Source organism: Dietzia maris (assembly GCF_014144855.1).
GTDB classification, from domain to species: Bacteria; Actinomycetota; Actinomycetes; order Mycobacteriales; family Mycobacteriaceae; genus Dietzia; species Dietzia kunjamensis.
Genome location: NZ_JAALDN010000154.1, coordinates 20,176 through 34,659, shown reverse-complemented (window position 1 = coordinate 34,659; position 14,484 = coordinate 20,176). Strand labels below are relative to the sequence as shown.

The following is a 14,484-nucleotide window of genomic DNA, read 5'->3' as shown; positions in this document are numbered from 1 at the left end:
GGGGCGAGCGACGGCGGCGGTTCGATCCGCATCCCGGCCGCGTGCTGCGGGCTCGTCGGCCTCAAACCCGGCCGCGGACTGGTCCCGATGGGGCCCGCGCGCGGCGAGGCGATGCACGGCGCGGCCACCAATGGCGTCATCTCGCGGTCGGTTCGCGACTCGGCTGCGATGCTGGACGTCCTGATGGGAGGGGAGCCGGGCGGGCCGTACGTCCCGGCCACCCCGTCGGAGTCGTTCCGGTCCCAGGTGGGGGCGGACCCCGGACGTCTGCGGATCGGCGTGTGCACCGCGTCCTCGATCAATTCCTCACCCCACCCTCAGGCTCTCGCCGCTGTGGAGACCGCTGCCAGAGCGCTCGAGGATCTCGGCCACCACGTCGACATCCTCGAGTCACAACCCGTGGACGACCTGGCTCTGGCCCGCGATTTCCTCACCAGCTGGTTCGCCTACCTCGCGTGGTCGGTCGAGGACACCAAGCGCCGGACGGGGTGCGCCGACCGGGACTTCGAGACGGACACGCGGATCGTGGCGGCACTCGGCCGGGCGCAGAGCAGCGTGGACTATCTCGATGCCGTGATGCGGCGGGATCAGTACGTCGGCGAACTCACCAGCTTCTTCGAGGGCTACGACTTGCTCATGACGCCGACGCTCGCAGATCTCCCGCCCCACATCGGCACGCTGGACACCCCGCCGCTCGCGCGTCGCGCGGCGACCGCTTTGCTCGCGACGCGCACAGCTCCGCTGTTGCGACACTCGGGATTCGTGGAGTCGCTCATCGACGCCAACCTGAGCTGGGTGCCGTACACCCAGCTGGCCAACCTGACCGGTCGGCCGGCGCTGTCGCTTCCGCTGCACTGGACACCCGAGGGCGTCCCCATGGGGGTGCACTTCACCGCCGGACTCGGGGGCGAGTCGATGCTGCTGCGTCTGGCCGGCCAGCTCGAACAGGCGCTGCCGTGGACTGACAGGCAGCCGGCGGCTCTGGGCGGATGACCCAGCGGACACACTGCGTCGGGGACACCCACCCGCGAAACGTCACTGTGTCGAATCGGGGCCGACTAGGCGGACCCCACGGAGGCGGCAGCGGATAGATGCCGCGAGACCCCGGGGTGCCTTCGGGCGGTAAACCGACCATATCCACGACCCGGGGCCTCGCAACGAACGGCGGCGACGGATCGCCGCCGGGGAACTCAGGCCATGTCCGACGGGAGGACACTGAGGAGCCACTGGTAGAGATCCACCAGAGGGTTGTGGATGAGCATGAAAGCGTTCTCGACTGATCCGCGCATGATGTCGCACCTTTCTCTACCGAGCGACACGGTGTCGCCTCAGTGACCATTCGTAGCAGTGCGCACGGCGGATGGTGGCGAACTCCGGAAGGTTCTCACCGGACCACCCACTCCCGAAGTGCCGATAATCTACATTATGTAAAGTCGAAAGGACCCTATCTGCGCTCTCCGCACATAGTGAAGGCTCGGGTAAGCATCTGACCCTTTCCCGGAATTAGCCCCGACCTGCATATCGCTTGCGTTGGTGCGGCAGGCCGCGGCGACGTGCTCGCCATGGGCGAGGTCTGTTTCGAGCGGGCACAGAGCACCCCTGAGCTGGCGTTTCCTTGTCGCCCATTGCGGTTAAAGCAATCTGTGTGCGAAACTCGCAATCACGTTCGGGGCTTTGAGGAGGGTCACCATGACCCACGACGACGACAACGTAACGTTCGCTGTTTTCGGTGACCAGGCCCCGGACCCGGACGTCTTCCTGGAAAGCGTCCTGGACGGGTGGGCCCGCCAGCAGCGGGCAAAGGACTTCGCGGCGGCCACGATCGGCACCCGCCGCAAAGCGGTTTTGAATCTCGTGGACTTCTCGGGGCATTATCCGTGGGAATGGACTCTGGCTGACGCCGACGATTTCTTCTCTCACGCCCGTGCGGTGCGGAACCTCTCGCACGGGACTGTGCGCTCCTACCAAGGCGCGATCAAGCTGTTCTGCGATTTTGCTTGCGATCCGCGCTACGACTGGTCCGATCTCAGCGCGACCCAGTTCGGTCGAGTCTTCGCCCAGGTCGTGACTGAACTCAACCGCGTCACTCACTCCGAGCCCACCGAGGCACGCCCGGCCAAGCGCCCATTCACCCAGCACGAGTTGCAGGCCCTGTTCGATCTGGCCGACCTCGAGGTCGAGCGAATCCTGGACTCCGGCCGCAAAGGAGCCGTTGCAGCGTGGCGCGATGCCATCGCGTTCAAGACCGCTTACAGCTGGGGACTGCGATCCAATGAGCTGCGCCATCTCCAGGTGGTGGACTTCTCCCGCAACAGCCGGGCCCCCTATCTCGGCGACCATGGCGTCCTACGCGTGCGCTGGGGAAAGCCGCACCGCGGCTCTGCGAAGAAGGTGCGCTCCGTGCTGACCGTGTGGCCATGGTCGGCCGAGATGATCGACCAGTGGATCCGCCACGGGCTACCGCGGTACGGGCACCCTGTCACCGACTGCTTCCCCACCAGTAGCGGCGCCCTGGTCGGTGCCTCGCACCTGATCGGCCGGCTGAGGTCCTTCGTCGACGAACTCGGTTTCCCTCCCGGACTCGACCTGCATTCCTTCCGCCGCTCGTATGCGACCCAGCTGATCACCGGCGACAACTTCGATGTCACCTTCGTCCAGCTCCAGCTCGGCCACGAACACGCCGCGACGACGTCCATCTACTCGCTGCCCTCCCCCGACTACCAACGCCTGGCCCTGGAACGAGCACACGAGCGCACCATCAGTGCAGCGCTCGGGCTACCCGCATCGGAGAAGAACTCATGAGTAAACGCGACATCAGCTACACCTGGCGGGTCCCCGAGATCATGGCACGTCGCGGCGTGCACACCGCCAAAGACCTCGCCGAGCTCCTGCACGAACGCGGCATCACCCTGACGCCCAACGCCGTCTGGCGCATCGTCGCCCAGGAACCCGAGCGCATTTCCTTCAAGGTGCTCGTCGCTCTCTGCGACGCCCTCGATGTCACACCCAACGACCTGATCACCTACACCGCCGCCGACGCCCGAACCCGCCGCCAACAACAGGCCGCATCCGGCGACGACATCGCCGACCTGCGCGATTTCCGGCCCGTCCGCGCCCGCATCCTCGACGACGATGGCCCACACCGGTAGGCCCGCCACCGGCGGCAACGGATCCGCACGGCCACCCACCGTGACCGGCCTCGCCGAACAGCACAAACGTGGCCGCCCCCGCTCGACCGGGGACCACCGATGCGACCGCTGCCACCAGCAGGTCGCCAAGATTCGCCTCCACTGGCCCGACGGAGCTATCTGCGGACGCTGCTTCACCGAAGCCACCCACACTTACGGCACCTGCCCAGACTGCGCCGAGCACCGCATGCTCCCCGGCCGCTCCCCCGACAATCAGCCCATATGCCGTGACTGCGCCCGCATCACCACCGCCCTGACCTGCACCCGCTGCCACCGCGAAGCCGAACGGTTTCGCGCCGGCCTTTGCATCCGTTGCGCCCTGCACGACGACCTCGACGCGGTTCTCAAACCCGGCGACGACCTCCGGCTCCACCGCCTCATCGGCCTGCTCACCAGCAGCGAACGGCCAGAGAGCATCTACACCTACATGCGCGGAAGCAAGGCCAGAGCCCTCCTGGAGGCGATCGGTGAACGCGAACTTCCACTGACCCACGACGCCTTTGACCAGCTTCCTGACTCCAGAGCCGTCGATCACCTGCGTGCCCTGCTCACCCACCACCGCATGATCCCCGAACGCGGCAACGAGACTCTCGTGCGTTTCGAACAATGGCTTGCCACCAGAATCGCCGACCTTCCCGACGACGGCACCAGCCAGCTCATTGAACGCTACGCAACTTGGCAGCACCTCAACCGCATCCGCGCCAAAGCCACAGACCCCGGCACCAACCTCGAGACCGTCATCCACGCCGCGAAGCAGGAGATCACCCAGGCCGGGAAATTCCTGATCTGGCTGCACAAACATCATCACGTACCGGCAGGCGAGATGCGCCAGCACCACATCGACGACTACCTCAGCGACGGCCCCAGTACGCGCAAACACATCCGCAACTTCGCCCGATGGCTCAATAACCAGCAAGGGCACCCCAAAGGGACACTTGATGTGCCGTTTCGTAAGGCCCAGACCACGCCCATGATCACCCAGACCGAGCGTATCCAGCTCGTTCGGAACTGCCTCGAGCACCGCAACGTCATCCCGGCCACCCGCGTCGCCGGACTCATCCTCCTGCTCTGGGCCCACCCCTTGAACAAGATCGTCATGCTGCGCCGAGACCGCCTCATCGCCGCTCCCGAAGGAATGCGCATCACACTCGGCACCCACGCCGCGCAAGTCCCCGAAGCCCTCACCGAACTGTTCTGGAACCAGCTCTCCAACCCCGGAAACCAGAACACCCAACGCCGATACACCGTGGCTTTTCCCCGGTCGAACCGCAGGTCAACACCTCCATCCAGGGACACTTTCCAAACGCCTCAAAGTTCTCGGAATCGACGCTCTTCGGGCCCGCAACGCCACTCTTCGCGACCTGAGTCAAGAACTCGACGCCCGCAGCCTGATCGACCTCCTCGGCTACAGCCCCGGCATCATCGCCCAGCACGCAGCACGCTCCGGAGCGCCTATGGCTGACTACATCGCCCTGAAGCACCAACAGCCCTGATCATCGAGGGCTGCGACAGCACAGTTCGACTCACGAACAGCAACGATCGTGAACGCCGTGAATGGCCCCTCCCGACCCTGCACATCAGTAGGGTGCCCAAGAAGGATCAGCCTCCGTAAGCAGTGCCCCACCAGCAGGAAGATGCCCGGACTCGCCTCATGAAAAAGCACGCCCTCGTCATCACGCTCCTAGCGGCGCTAACCGCCTGTTCACCCGAAGGCACGGACGGGGAGCAACCAACATCTGCACCACCGGCCGCGAACGAGGCGGCGACCGCGGCTTCGGGCACATTAGAACTAGCTATCTCCCAGACATGCGCCCCCGGGTCAGACCCACAGTGCATCCCTCTCAATGACGAACACATCCTCGTCGCCCCCGCGGCGTTTGAGCGCATAGGCGTCGACTCCGCCAGCAGTGCACCGTCTTCTGGAGAGTTCGACATGATCAACGTGACACTCGACAATGACGGAGCAACTGTGGCTCGCAAATTGACGAACGAGGCTTCCCAGGCTGGAGACCAAACTCGACTCGTCATGAAGGTCGGCGATGAGATTGTCTCCGCTGTCCGAGTGCAAGGCGAACTGCGAGGCGATCAAATGATGGTCGCCATACCACCGGGCGCGGCCACTGAAGAAATCCTCAATAACCTCAACGGCCACGGCAACTAGCTACACAACGCCAACAGATACTCCGCGAGCAGCGACGGGCGCTCCGGGACGACGGGTTCCGCAGCCCATGATCTCCGAAGAATCGGATAACGCACTTTCCCATCAAGAATCTCGCTGTCCCATCCCCATCGGCGCGATGGTCACATGCCACCGTCCTGGTCCGCGATCCACGCCCCCTCCGACGCCGACCCCTCAAGGTGCGCTCGTTCGACTGAGATCCGTTCGATGCGCGGCAGTGCGATCGCCAGCACCGGCAGATATCCCGCCGCCCAGACCGGAGCACCGAAGCTGAGGACACAACCACCCGGTACCTCGATCACCTCGTGCCGGGTAGCGCTCACTCCTGCCACCTTCCACGCCCAGAGCCGCCCCTCCACGAACTCGGTGATCTCGAAGGGCAGGGACAGCCCCACCGCGGTCCTGACAGTCCCTCGCGTACCGGCCCTCAAGCCGGAGTCACCGTCGATCCGCGCCCCCGAGACGGTGGGCCCCCATCGCGGCCAGGTCTGCACATCGGTGATGACTGACCACACCGTCTCCGCATCCACGTGCATCCGCAGTTCGGTCGTCCACATCCCTCGGCGGAACGTACTTCGCATTCTCAGCACCGAACTCAGCGCAGCGGAACTCAGTGCAGCCGAACTCAATGCAGCCGAACTCAGTGCAGTGGCGGACGCGAGGTGTTTCATCGTCCGGCCCGGCTGTCCGGCTCCCGGGCTTCTCCGCCCTCGCCACGCGGTGGGCTACTCCACCACGTTGATGGCGGTCTCCCCCGGTCGCGGGTGTGACGGATCATCAGCCCATGGTGGCAGAGCATCGTGCGGGCGCAACCGCCCATGGTGGTCATGACGCCACGACGGCGGTATGCGCCGGGTCAGCTGGTCCGGTCCAGGATGAGCCGAGCCGCTTCCCGGGGCGCGTCCCATTGCGGGAAGTGACCGCACCTATCGAACCAGTGCAGTGTCGCGTCGGGGAACGCGCGGGCGGCTCGCCGGGCCTGGGCCGGGAGTGTCACCAGATCGCGACGCCCCCACCCGATGGTGACCCGTCCCGGGACCGTGCCCGCGGGGGCACCCTGCTGCGGGGGGCCCTTCGTGAGCGCGTCCATCGCCGGGCCCGTCGCCGGTGCGTCCGCCAGCCCGGCCACGTCAGGCAGCACGGTCTGTGCCGACAGCGCCCATGGCCGCGCCGACAACTGCGCCAGCAAGACGGTCCGACTCATCGGATTGCCCAGGAGTCCCGGGAGCGCTCCGCGCACAGCGCTGACCAGGGCGATCGACGGCCGCAGGGTGGCGCTGAAGATCGCCAGCTCGCGATCACTCCAGAATCCGCCGGGGTCCAGCGCCACGGTGTCGCCACCGACGCCGCGCCGGGCCAGCTCGAGAACGATCCGCCCACCCATCGACTGTCCGGCCGTGGACACCCCGTCCAGACCCGACTCCTCGATGAACCGGGCGACGGCGTCAGCCAGCGCCGCTATGGACACCTCACCCTCCAGCGGTGGGGACTCGCCGAAACCCGGCAGGTCGACCGCGATGACCTCGCGACGCGCTGCCAGATCGTCGATGATGGGTTCCCACGATCGCCACCCCGCGCCGAGTCCGTGCACGAGAAGTAGAGGGCTACCTTGCCCGCGTCGAACATGATGCAACGTCATGGGACAAGCCTACGAAGCGCGCGGAGGAAAGGGCGCGCGCGACGTGTCACGATCGGGGCCCGTGTCCGAGGTGGCCGACCGCCGTCACCAGATGGGACGATGGCGCCATGCGCACCCCACCCGGCATGGACCGCGATCGCGACGAAGACGGCCGCGCGCGCAATTCGCGCCCACGCGATGAACTCGGTCGGCCGTTGCCGATCGGCAGCGTCGGCGTCGAGCGTATCCCCGAGGATCTCGATCTGCCCCCCGCCCGATCGCTGGAATGGGCACAGGAACTGCTGGACCGCGGCCTCGCGTTCAATGCCCACGAAGTTCTCGAGGGCGCCTGGAAGGCCAGTCCCGACGACGAGCGCATGCTCTGGCAGGGCCTGGCCCAGCTGGCAGTCGGCATCACCCATATCCAGCGCGGCAACACCAGGGGGGCATTGTCGCTGCTCGCCCGTGCCGCCGAACGTATCGGCCACGACAGCGGCCCCGCGCCTCACGGGATCCATGCGACCGGATTGGTTTCCCACGCTGACGCACTCATCGCCACCGTCGAGCGGGGCGACGAACCCTCTCCGGATCAGCTGAAGCCGCGGCTTCGCGTCCCGTCAGCTCTCCCCTGACCTCCGCCTCTCCGAACCGTCGGGACTCAGAGTTCGACGGTGCCGCTGGTTCCCATGTCGGGAGTTCCCTCATCACGGGACACCGCTGCGCGGACGAAGGAGGCGATGTGCGCGATCCGCGAGCCGCTGGAGTCCCAGTACTCGGCGGAGTCGGCACGGATCAGTACCGAGGTGGCGGACTCCGGCCCCTCGGGGAACCACGCCCCGACGGCGGCATTCCAGTGCTCGGCCACCGCGTCACGGTCGTCGTCCACGACCGCCCGTCCGGCGACGGAGACGAACCCGTCCGAGGACTGAACTGAGACGTTGACCTGCGGGTTCGTCTCGATCTCCGACGGGAGGTCGCCGTGACGGGGTGCGAGCAACCGAATCGATCCGTCGAAGTCGGAGTTCTGGCGGGTCATGGGCCGCGCCATCAGCCGACCGTCTGCCCCGACGGTGGTGATCATGCAGATCGGGGACTTCTCGATCAGGTCGGCGACGATGCGTTCAGGTGTTCTGGCGTCGTCTGACATGTCTCGGACCTTTCCTCGTCGGGGCCTCCGTCCCCGTCCAACGTACGCCTCGGATCCCGGGCCTTCGTCCGCCGCGGAACTCCCGGCGCGTTCGGGCCGCACCTCGCCGGGGCGCTTCGATGGACGCGTCCCCTCCTCGGGTCTACGGTGGTGCCACCACCCCGCAGACCCACCGCCCCGAGGAGGAAGTCGTGACGTCAGGGAACAGACGAGCCGAACTGCTCCGCGCCGCAGGCAAGGGTGCCGCCGCCGGGCTCGCGGGCGGCGCGGCAATGATCGTCACCGAGAAGGCTGAGCAGCTGGTCACCCGCCGACCGGACTCCTATGTGCCTGCCCGCGCCCTGCTCACCGTGCTCGGACGGTCCCCCGACGACGGCGACAAGCCCATGGTGTGGAACCACCTGATGCACTTCGGCACCGCGGCGTCGCTCGGCGCACTACGGGGCGTCTGGGCTGCCACCGGCATCCGGGGCGTGTCCGCGAGCGCCTGGCACACCGCGGTCCGCCTCAGTGTCGACCAGACCGTCGAGAACGCCACCGGAGTGGGCGCGCCGCCGGCAGCCTGGCCCCGCGGTGAGCTCGCCGTCGACGTCGGCCACAAGGCGGTGTTCGCGGCGGTCACCGGGGCACTCGCCGACCGCGCCATCAGGCCCACCCTCACCTCCTATCGCGGACTTCGTAGCCACTAGCGACAGCGGCTGCGCGCTTATCCCCTGGTCCGCGGCCCGCAGCGCGGTTCAGTGTTCGCCGACGGCGCGGGCGTGTCCGACCGCGGCGTCGACTCCGTGGGTCCAGGGGTCCCCGTGGCCGGGCAGGACGGTCGAGGCCCCGGTGGCGGCGACCGGGCCGAGAGACTCCATCGCGCGGGCGGTGTCGGCCGTGGCCGCCGAGGCGACGATCTGCGGTCCCGTGGCGCCGGTGTACGGGTCCAGGGTGACCAGGGCGTCCCCGCTGAGGACCGTGTCCCGGTCGGGTAGGTGCAGGATGCAGTGTCCTCCGGTGTGCCCGGGGGCGAACATCGCCACGGGACGACCCGGGACGTCGAGAGCGGGACCCACCGGTAGCTCCTCGGTGTCCTCGACCCCCTTGATCGTGAGAGCGCCGGCCATGGCCATCCTTCCGAGCACGGGAAGCGACCGGGGATGGGTGAACGGGTACAGGAAGCGGTTGCGCTGGGGTGTGTAGCTGTAGGGGTGCGCGGCCAGGTGTCCGTCAGCGGGGTGCACCAGCACCGGCACCTCCAGCTCGACCCGGGCGCGCCGTGCGAAGCCGACGTGGTCGAAGTGCCCGTGGGTGAGTACGAGAGCCCGCACGTCGGCGGGACCACGGCCCAGCCGACGGAGTGTCTCGGTCATGAGGTCCCACATGCTCGGCAGGCCGGCGTCGACGAGGGTCACCCCGTCCTCGTCCTCCACGAGATAACAGTTGACGTGGGCATGCGCCAGGCGGTGGACCCGGTCGGCGACTTCGGTGGCGTCCACGGTGCTCCTCTCCGTCGGTGTCTCGGGCGGTCGGCCGCGGATCGCGTCGACGTCTCACACGCCCGCGGTTGCGCCCGCAGTTGTGTGACGAGGCTGCTCGCCGTCCGGCGCTCTCGCAACCGCTGGCCCCGGGCCGCCTGGGTAGGTTGGGTGCAGTGAGCGCTCTCGTGCAGACCGGCGCCGCCGTCGCGCCGGTCGTGGTGGTCCTGGCCCTGTTGGCGCTCCGCTCCCCCTCTCTCCTGGCGGGAAGCGCCGGCCTGGTGGCCGCGCTCGTCGGTGCGATCACCGTTTTCCGGCCCGACGACGACGAGGTCCTCGCCTCACTGGCGCAACTCGGGCCGACGGTCCTCGAGGTCGCTCTCATCCTCCTCGGCGGCGTCCTGTTGGCCACCGCCCTGTCGGCGACCGGGAGCAGGGATCACATCGCCGGATGGCTCGAACGAGTCGGCTCCGGCGACGACCGGGTGCCCGCGATCCTGCTGCTGGTCTTCGGGTTGACCCCGTTCATGGAGTCGGTCACCGGCTTCGGACTCGGCGTGGTGATCACCGCCCCGCTTCTCGTCCGGATGGGACTGTCGCCGGTGAAGGCCGTCGTCACGGGGTTGCTCGGGTTGGTCCTGGTCCCGTGGGGCTCCCTCGGCCCCGGCACCCTCGTGGCCGCGGAGCTCGGCGGTCAGGACGTCGCGGAACTCGGATACTGGTCGGCTCTCCTGACCCTGCCGGTCCTCCTCGTGAGCATGACGACCGTCCTCGTCGTCGTCTCCACCCGGCCCTCCGCGCACCACGTGGTTCTCGGCGCCGCCGTCGTCGTGACCCAGTGGGCCGCCCTCGTCGCGGCCAACGCGGCGGTCGGCGTCCCCCCGTCGGGCATCCTCGCCTCGACCGCCGTGATCGCCCTCCTCCTGGGGGTCGGGCGCGCCCGGCACGGCGTTCTCCCCGCGGTCACCGCCGAGCTCGGGCGCGCACTCATCCCGTTCGCGGTCCTGCTCGCGGGGATCCTCGGCGCCAGCGCCGTGCTCGCCCTCGCCGGCGCCCCGGCCGGGACGGGATGGCTCACCTCCCCCGCCCTCTGGGTGAACGTCGCGGCCCTCGTCGCGCTCCGCGTCTACACCACACCGGGCCCGCCCGTGACAAACCTGGTCCGGACGGCGCTGGCGACGTGGGTCCCCGTAGCGGGCAACGCCATCGTGTTCATGTCCATCGGCGTCGTCATGGCCGCCGCCGGGATGGCCGCCCACCTCGCCGATCTCGCGTCCGGGTTCGGACCTGCGTCACTGGCCGGCATCCCGGCCATCGGGGCGCTGGGCGGCTACCTCACCGGCACCAACACCGGCGCGGCGGCCATGTTCTCCTCCGCCACCTCCGGCGCCGCGACCGGGCTGGGAGCCGACAGCCTCGTCACTCTCGCCGGCCAGAACGTCGGCGGGTCGTTCGCCATCATCGTCTCGCCCCCGCGCGTCGCCCTGGCCGTCGGCGTGGTCATGGCCGGACACACCCGGCTCCCCGGCGCCGCCACCCGGACGCTGGCCACCGCCGTCGTGGCCGCCACGATCATGCTCTGCGCGGCGGTCGCCGTCTTGGCGTAGGGTGCGGACCACGCGACCCAAGAGGCAGTTCACACCGAGAGGCAGTGAGTTCCACCATGAACCATGTGACCGAGACCGCCGACCGCATCCTCGCCCGCGCGAAGGAGTCCGCACACGGACGCCACGCCGAGATCCTCGTTCGCGAGGGGCCGCTCCGGCAGTCCCTGCTCGCCCTGACGGAGGGCACCGAACTCGAGGAGCACAACTCTCCCCCGGCCGCGAGCCTCTACCTCCTCCAGGGCGCCGTCCGCGTCACGGGCGAGGGGGACACCGACATCGCCGCTGGCGAACTGCACACACTCACCCACCACCGCCACGCCGTCACCGCGCTCGCCGATTCCGTCTTCCTCCTGACGACGGTCACCAGCATCGCCGGCCAGGGCAGCTACGACGAACCCGCCACTCCCTGACCACCCGCGCCACATCCCGACCACCCGCGCCACAGTCTGACCACTTTGCCTCTGCTGCACCCTGGCGCGGACGGCGGACGCGGCGGATACTCGTCCCATGCGCACCCGGCACCTGGGCGTGGTCATCCGCCGCTCCCCCGACGAGGTCTACGCCCTCGCCGCCGACCCCGCCCACCTGCCGTCGTGGGCGGCCGGACTCGCGGCGGGTGAGGTGCGATCCGACGGCGACATTCTCGTCGTCAACTCCCCCATGGGCGAGGTCCGCGTCCGGTTCGCGCCCACCAACGCGTTCGGTGTCCTGGACCACGAGGTCACACTCCCCGACGGGACGGTCACCCTCAACCCGCTGCGGGTCCTCCCCCACCCGCACGGGAGCGAGGTGGTGTTCACCCTGCGCGGGACCGACGGCGACGACCACGAGTTCGAGAAGGACGCCGCCGCCGTGGCCGAGGATCTCGACCGCCTGCGCCAGTTACTCGACACGGCCGCACCATCTGTAGAGGACACTGCGCAGGCCCCGGCGCGTCCTGCCGAACCGGCGGAGATCCGCATGGCCACGCCCGCGGACGCGGAGTCACTGGGGCGCCTGCTGTTCGACTTCAACACCGAATTCGGCGCACAGACCCCGGACGGCCCCACCGCCGCCGCCCGATTCGAGTACCTGCTGCGCCGGGACGACGTCCTGGCGGTCCTCGCTCGAGTCGGCTCGGATATCGGCGGCGAGAACACGGCGGACATCGGGTTCGCGTTCCTCACCCTGCGCCCCACCCCCCTGTGGGACGGTCCGCTGGCACAGCTCGAGGAACTCTACGTCCGTCATGACCTCCGCGGGAACGGGGTGGGGACCGCGCTGCTGGCCCGCGCCGTCGACGAGGTGCGGTCCCGCGGCAGCGAGGAGATACTCATCAACGTGGACACCAACGACGCCGGTGCCCGTCGGTTCTACGAACGGCACGGGTTCTCCGACCGCGACCCCGACACCGGCTCCGGCATGCGGTGCTATCTCCGACAGCTCACGGTCGGACTGTGAGCGACTGGGCGACGGTCCCCAACGGTCCGGCCTCATCGTGGATCACGCTCGACGTCAGCCCCAGCCCGCCGGGCCCGAAGGTCACGCGTGTGTCGAACCCCAACCACTCGCCTGCCGGCGGGCGGGTGAGGTGCGCGGTGAGGTCGATGTTCGGATAGTGCACCGACGTCGGATCGGCCCGGACCGCCATCCCGTTGGCGATATCGAACAGAGCGGCCATCCGCGCCAGTGCGCTGACATCCTCGCCGGTCAGGAGTGGGACGCCGGTACGGACCCAGTACCGCGACCGGCCGGGGCCGTCGCTGATCCGCCGGACCTCGACCGAGGCGAGGTACCCCCCGCGCCAGATCGTGGTGGGGTCCCACGGCTCCATCCGCTCCGGCGGCGGGATCGGGGCGAATCCGGCGCCCGCGATCGCCTCGGTATCGCGGGGCTGCTGCAGCCACGCCCGCAGTCGGATGCCGGTGCGCTCGCCGTGCCCACAGGTGGCCTCGACCAACTCGATGGTGCGCCCCGGTCGGACGACCTCCACCCGGATGTCCATGATGTCCATCGGCACCACACCGAGCAGTTCGTAGGACAGGCGGGACACCACCATGGAATTGTCGCGACGAGCGGCCAGGTCGAGCTCGACGGCGTGGACGAGCAGACCGAGTGCGGGTCCGATGTGCTGGGTCGACTCGTCCCACGCTCCGCTCACGTGCTCGGTCGGGCGGAATCTGTCCGGCCCGAGGCGATCGAAGTACGCCATCTCCGTCCTCCAGTCGGTGAGTGGTGATTAACTAAAAAGCGTACACACCGACGTGGGAGAGACGATGCAGGACGAGACGTACGACGAGTTCACCGCCCCGATCGACGACAGGTACCTCGAGGACTACACCGAGGGCGCGAGGTACCGGTTCGGTGAGGAGTCGGTCGACGCCGACGAGATCATGGAGTTCGCGCGTCGGTACGACCCGCAGAGCATCCACACCGATCCCGAGGCGGCCGCCGCCGGCCCGTTCGGCGGACTCGTCGCCAGCGGGTGGCAGACCGCCGCACTGATGATGCGCCTGTTCGCGGACAACTACCTGACCAGCGTGGCGAGCCTGGCCTCCCCCGGCATCGACGAACTGAGGTGGGTGCGCCCGCTGCGGCCGGGCGACCGTCTGACCCTGCTCTGCGAGACCACCGAGGTCCGACCGTCCAGGACCAAGCCGGACCGCGGCGTGCTCACCACCGATGTCACGCTGGTCAACCAGGACGGGGATCCGATCCTCACCGCCACCGCGATGAACATGGTCGCCCGTCGCGGATGACCCGGGCCGCCCGGCGCGGACGTGACTACAGACCCCGGCCCCACCCGGGGCCGCCCCCGCGGCTACAGACGGGGGGTGAGGTGGAAGACGGGTAGTTCGCGGCTGGTGCGCCGAGCGTAGATCTCGTAGTTCGGCCAGACACGGGCCGCCGCCGACCATGCCGAGTCCCGCTGGTCACCGGTCAATTCACGGACGTCCACGACCAGCCTCGCGCCGTAGACCGAGATCTCGACCTCGCCCTCGGCGGCGGCCCGGAGATTATGGACCCAGGCCGGGGTCTTCTGCCCACCCCAGTTCGACCCGACGACGACCAGCCCGTTCCCCCACGACGCGCACAACAGCGGCGTGCTGCGTGGTGCGCCGCTCTTGCGACCAGGGACGTGCAGGGTCAGAGTGGGCAGCCCCGCGACCCGGAGAAGCGGCACCCGCCCGCGGGTGACCCGGTCGAGCCACCGGTCCACCGTCACGACAAGGTGAGAGTTCTCCCGGGTGGCGTCCTGTCGGCCGAACCACACGGCGATCGGGGTGAGGATGTTGCCCATGGGGC

Annotated in this window: 17 protein-coding genes; 11 read left to right on the top strand and 6 right to left on the bottom strand. The window is 68.6% G+C overall.

Annotated elements, in window-relative coordinates; translation table 11 throughout:
• The 5 genes from G6024_RS05795 to G6024_RS05775 all read left to right on the top strand — a co-directional run.
• The coding region (locus G6024_RS05795) for an amidase (RefSeq protein ID WP_159148266.1) at positions 1 to 993 on the top strand (993 nt) is incomplete at its 5' end.
• Positions 994 to 1,689: 696 nt separating this feature from the next.
• Positions 1,690 to 2,802: a tyrosine-type recombinase/integrase gene (locus G6024_RS05790; RefSeq protein ID WP_017837749.1), complete on the top strand. Its 1,113-nt coding sequence runs from the start codon at positions 1,690 to 1,692 to the stop codon at positions 2,800 to 2,802.
• Positions 2,799 to 3,149 (top strand): helix-turn-helix domain-containing protein, encoded by a 351-nt coding sequence (locus G6024_RS05785; RefSeq protein ID WP_159148265.1) that lies wholly within the window; start codon positions 2,799 to 2,801, stop codon positions 3,147 to 3,149. Before G6024_RS05790 ends, G6024_RS05785 begins: the two co-directional genes overlap by 4 nt.
• 40 nt (positions 3,150 to 3,189) lie before the next feature.
• On the top strand, positions 3,190 to 4,650 hold the full coding sequence (locus G6024_RS05780) for a hypothetical protein (protein ID WP_159148264.1): 1,461 nt from the start codon (positions 3,190 to 3,192) through the stop codon (positions 4,648 to 4,650).
• Positions 4,651 to 4,839: 189 nt separating this feature from the next.
• The gene (locus G6024_RS05775) at positions 4,840 to 5,349 is read left to right on the top strand and encodes a hypothetical protein (protein WP_159148263.1); all 510 of its coding nucleotides are present in this window, start codon (positions 4,840 to 4,842) and stop codon (positions 5,347 to 5,349) included.
• 140 nt (positions 5,350 to 5,489) lie between these two features.
• On the opposite strand, the gene G6024_RS05770 is transcribed toward G6024_RS05775, so the two are convergent.
• Both G6024_RS05770 and G6024_RS05765 read right to left on the bottom strand, forming a co-directional pair.
• Entirely contained in the window at positions 5,490 to 5,924 is a 435-nt protein-coding gene (locus G6024_RS05770; protein WP_159148262.1) for an SRPBCC family protein, read from the bottom strand.
• 299 nt (positions 5,925 to 6,223) lie between these two features.
• Positions 6,224 to 7,006, bottom strand: coding sequence for an alpha/beta fold hydrolase (locus G6024_RS05765; RefSeq protein WP_119191663.1), 783 nt, complete (start codon positions 7,004 to 7,006; stop codon positions 6,224 to 6,226).
• Positions 7,007 to 7,113: 107 nt separating this feature from the next.
• Here G6024_RS05765 and G6024_RS05760 point away from each other — a divergent pair, with 107 nt between their 5' ends.
• Entirely contained in the window at positions 7,114 to 7,617 is a 504-nt protein-coding gene (locus G6024_RS05760; protein ID WP_159148261.1) for a DUF309 domain-containing protein, read from the top strand.
• A 26-nt stretch (positions 7,618 to 7,643) separates the two neighbouring features.
• Here G6024_RS05760 and G6024_RS05755 read toward each other — a convergent pair whose 3' ends face one another.
• Positions 7,644 to 8,132, bottom strand: a complete 489-nt coding sequence (locus tag G6024_RS05755) for a pyridoxamine 5'-phosphate oxidase family protein (protein WP_119191661.1) — start codon at positions 8,130 to 8,132, stop codon at positions 7,644 to 7,646.
• A 191-nt stretch (positions 8,133 to 8,323) separates the two neighbouring features.
• Between G6024_RS05755 and G6024_RS05750 the strand changes: the two genes are divergently transcribed.
• Positions 8,324 to 8,821, top strand: coding sequence for a hypothetical protein (locus G6024_RS05750; protein ID WP_119191660.1), 498 nt, complete (start codon positions 8,324 to 8,326; stop codon positions 8,819 to 8,821).
• Between the two features lie 48 nt (positions 8,822 to 8,869).
• Here G6024_RS05750 and G6024_RS05745 read toward each other — a convergent pair whose 3' ends face one another.
• Positions 8,870 to 9,613 carry an MBL fold metallo-hydrolase gene (locus G6024_RS05745; RefSeq protein ID WP_159148260.1) on the bottom strand — a complete coding sequence of 248 codons (744 nt, stop codon included), beginning with the start codon at positions 9,611 to 9,613 and terminating at the stop codon, positions 8,870 to 8,872.
• Positions 9,614 to 9,768: 155 nt separating this feature from the next.
• On the opposite strand from G6024_RS05745, the gene G6024_RS05740 reads away from it, so the two are divergent.
• From G6024_RS05740 to G6024_RS16575, 3 genes are all read left to right on the top strand, one after another.
• Positions 9,769 to 11,199: an L-lactate permease gene (locus tag G6024_RS05740; RefSeq protein ID WP_159148259.1), complete on the top strand. Its 1,431-nt coding sequence runs from the start codon at positions 9,769 to 9,771 to the stop codon at positions 11,197 to 11,199.
• Between the two features lie 56 nt (positions 11,200 to 11,255).
• Positions 11,256 to 11,609: a cupin domain-containing protein gene (locus G6024_RS05735; protein ID WP_067717414.1), complete on the top strand. Its 354-nt coding sequence runs from the start codon at positions 11,256 to 11,258 to the stop codon at positions 11,607 to 11,609.
• 550 nt (positions 11,610 to 12,159) lie between these two features.
• On the top strand, positions 12,160 to 12,639 hold the full coding sequence (locus tag G6024_RS16575; protein ID WP_235027776.1) for a GNAT family N-acetyltransferase: 480 nt from the start codon (positions 12,160 to 12,162) through the stop codon (positions 12,637 to 12,639).
• Here G6024_RS16575 and G6024_RS05725 read toward each other — a convergent pair.
• On the bottom strand, positions 12,623 to 13,390 hold the full coding sequence (locus G6024_RS05725; protein WP_159148257.1) for a thioesterase family protein: 768 nt from the start codon (positions 13,388 to 13,390) through the stop codon (positions 12,623 to 12,625). The two genes, G6024_RS16575 and G6024_RS05725, sit on opposite strands and share 17 nt — an antisense overlap.
• A 64-nt stretch (positions 13,391 to 13,454) precedes the next feature.
• On the opposite strand from G6024_RS05725, the gene G6024_RS05720 reads away from it, so the two are divergent.
• Entirely contained in the window at positions 13,455 to 13,937 is a 483-nt protein-coding gene (locus G6024_RS05720; RefSeq protein ID WP_159148256.1) for a MaoC family dehydratase, read from the top strand.
• A gap of 62 nt (positions 13,938 to 13,999) precedes the next feature.
• On the opposite strand, the gene G6024_RS05715 is transcribed toward G6024_RS05720, so the two are convergent.
• Positions 14,000 to 14,479, bottom strand: a complete 480-nt coding sequence (locus tag G6024_RS05715; RefSeq protein WP_069388887.1) for a nitroreductase family deazaflavin-dependent oxidoreductase — start codon at positions 14,477 to 14,479, stop codon at positions 14,000 to 14,002.
• Between the last annotated feature and the right edge of the window lie 5 nt (positions 14,480 to 14,484).